This is a genomic window from Nesterenkonia haasae, assembly GCF_010119385.1.
Classification (GTDB): Bacteria; Actinomycetota; Actinomycetes; order Actinomycetales; family Micrococcaceae; genus Nesterenkonia; species Nesterenkonia haasae.
Window position 1 is genome coordinate 1 of sequence record NZ_VFIE01000032.1, and the last position, 2,216, is coordinate 2,216.

The following is a 2,216-nucleotide window of genomic DNA, read 5'->3' on the forward strand; positions in this document are numbered from 1 at the left end:
TGGTGCGCTCACTGACACCCAGCACCACCGCAGCATCACGGACCGCGGCCTTCCGCACCTCAGCACGGCCCACCACAGTCTCACCAGCACACTCCGCCAGGCGCCGGTCCAGGTAATCCAGAAGGTGCTCAATCTTCGACGCTTCAGCACGCCGGGCCGCTACCTGAGCCTGCCAGGCAGACACCAACTCAGGCACCTGGGCAAGATGACCCAACGACCCCGGCACCTGCAACGACCCCGGCACCGGCACTGGAACCGGTGCCGAAGAGTGAGCATCCAACTTGCCTTCCATACCCACAATTTTATCCGCCACCCCCGACACCACCCCGACCCGGCGAAGATGCGCAAAGGCGGGTGATCTCACCACGGCAAGGTGAATCTGAATGCGAGTTCTTAGGGCACTCCAGTGCTCCGAATCCCAGTGCAGAGCCGCCTGATTACGCTAGGTCAGGCCTTATCTCAGTAGGAGTAGTTGCCGGTGTTGGAGATTTCGAACCCGAAGGGATCAATGCTGTTGTAGCAGGTGACCCGGTCGCTCATCTCCATGCACACCAGAAATCCGTCAGTGGCGTTTTCGTCCAAGTTGAGCGTCTCGCGTCCACCGGGTTCTATGTGGGCATCGCAGTCTACGTCGACTCCGTCGACGGTCATGGTGTACGTGGTGCCCTCATCGCAGAGCTGGGGGTTCGTCTGGTAGACGGTGCAGGTCACGCCGTCGTCGAACTCGCATTCCACATTGCCGTTCTGGGCGGAGAACCCGCTCATCTGTTCGGCGCCTCGCAGCTCAATCTCGCGGTCGACCCACTGGGTGCCGACGCTGGTGAGCATCTCCCCGTGACCGTCTTCGGGGGCCTGTGCGCCGCTGCGCGCAGATTCGAATACGGCGGCGGCGTGAGTGGAGGAGCATTCCGACTGCAGGGAGCCGAAGGTGGATTCCAGCATGTCTGGGTCTTCATCTGAGGCCCAGCCGTCGTCCTCAGCTGCCACGGCGAGGAACGCTGCGACTACGGAGGCGTCGGTGTCAGTTTCGCAGGAGGATTCCTCCGGAAGCCCGGCTACTGCGGTGCGTGCTTCTTCGATGGCCTCCTGGTCGGCCTCGTCGTCTTCTTCATCTTCGGTGGCGGCTGCGTCCTCGGTGCCGTTTTCGCCGGCTGGATCCTCGGTGACGTCGTCGTCATCTTCTTCAGGTGCGGGGCTGGTCGGTGCTGGTGGTTCAGCGACTGGCTGGTCATCATCGTCACCGCCGAAGAGCACCACCAGTAGTCCGATGATCGCGCCGACTCCTAGGAGCCCCAGGACGACCGCTGCGATGGGGTAGAGCGGGAGGCCACGGCGGGGACTCTCCGACTCCGCGCTGGTGGGGGCCGCGGCCAGGAATGCGGGCATCTCTGACCGCTGAGGTTCAGGCTCTTCTGCGACCTGCGGCTCGGACTCAGCTTCAGGTGCAGACACGGGCACCGGGGTGGGCACCGGTTCGGGGGCTGGTGCAGGATCTGGGGCTGGTTCCGGTTCGGGGGCTGGTGCGGGTTCTGACTCGGAGGCGGACAGTGGCTCGGGGCCAGTCGGCTCAGATGGCTCTGGCTCTGGCTCTGGAGCGGAGGCTGCTGCCTGCTGGGCCGCCAGAGTGTACCCGGTGGTGTCCCAGAGACCATCCAAGGGACTGGTGACGAGGGGATCCGTCTCAGGTGCGCTGGTGACTCCACCGGCGGCTTCGCGCTGGGCGATGGCGGCGTCGATCCTGGGATCTCCCAGGGCGCCCAGGGCGTCAATGAGCTCTTGGTAGGCACCGGGGTTCGCGGCGATGACTGGGCGGAGTTCAGGGTGGTTCTCGGCGATCCAGTGGAGAACGTCCCAGTCGGTGTGCGGATTGGAGGCCAGCGCCTCGAGGTCGTGGTTCTCGGTCATTGTCAACCCAGCATAGGTTGAGCTCCGTTTCAGCGCACAATCAGGCGCCAGGGCATTACGCGTTCAGAAACGTGACATTGTGGGGCGGGGCCTCGCCCTACCGTACGGCTGGTGGCAGCTCAGTTCTGGTCGGCGTACTCGCTGAACCGGCCTTCCCGCATGGCTTCGCCGGCCTCGGTGAAGGCGTCAAAGTCAGCGACCACAACGGACTCAGAACCGGCCGTGCCGATGCCATGGTTCGGCAGGGTAAACATCTCAATGTCTCCGCCCCGGACATCTCGCAGTGACCATGCCATATCGGTGACGTAGCC

At 64.1% G+C, this 2,216-nt stretch carries 2 protein-coding genes and 1 pseudogene; all 3 read right to left on the minus strand.

The window, feature by feature from the left end:
• Positions 1–292: hypothetical protein (locus FH975_RS15575; protein WP_162322104.1), on the minus strand; the 292-nt coding region annotated here is incomplete at its 3' end.
• Positions 293–459: 167 nt separating this feature from the next.
• Positions 460–1,905 (minus strand): variant leucine-rich repeat-containing protein, encoded by a 1,446-nt coding sequence (locus FH975_RS15580; protein WP_162322105.1) that lies wholly within the window; start codon positions 1,903–1,905, stop codon positions 460–462.
• A gap of 119 nt (positions 1,906–2,024) precedes the next feature.
• Positions 2,025–2,216 (minus strand): annotated as a pseudogene (locus FH975_RS15585) (hypothetical protein); the annotation flags it as partial.

Coding starts and splice junctions, on each gene's coding strand:
- FH975_RS15580 (WP_162322105.1), bottom strand. CDS start 1,905: ATGACCGAGAACCACGACCTCGAGGCGCTGGCCTCCAATCCGCACACC.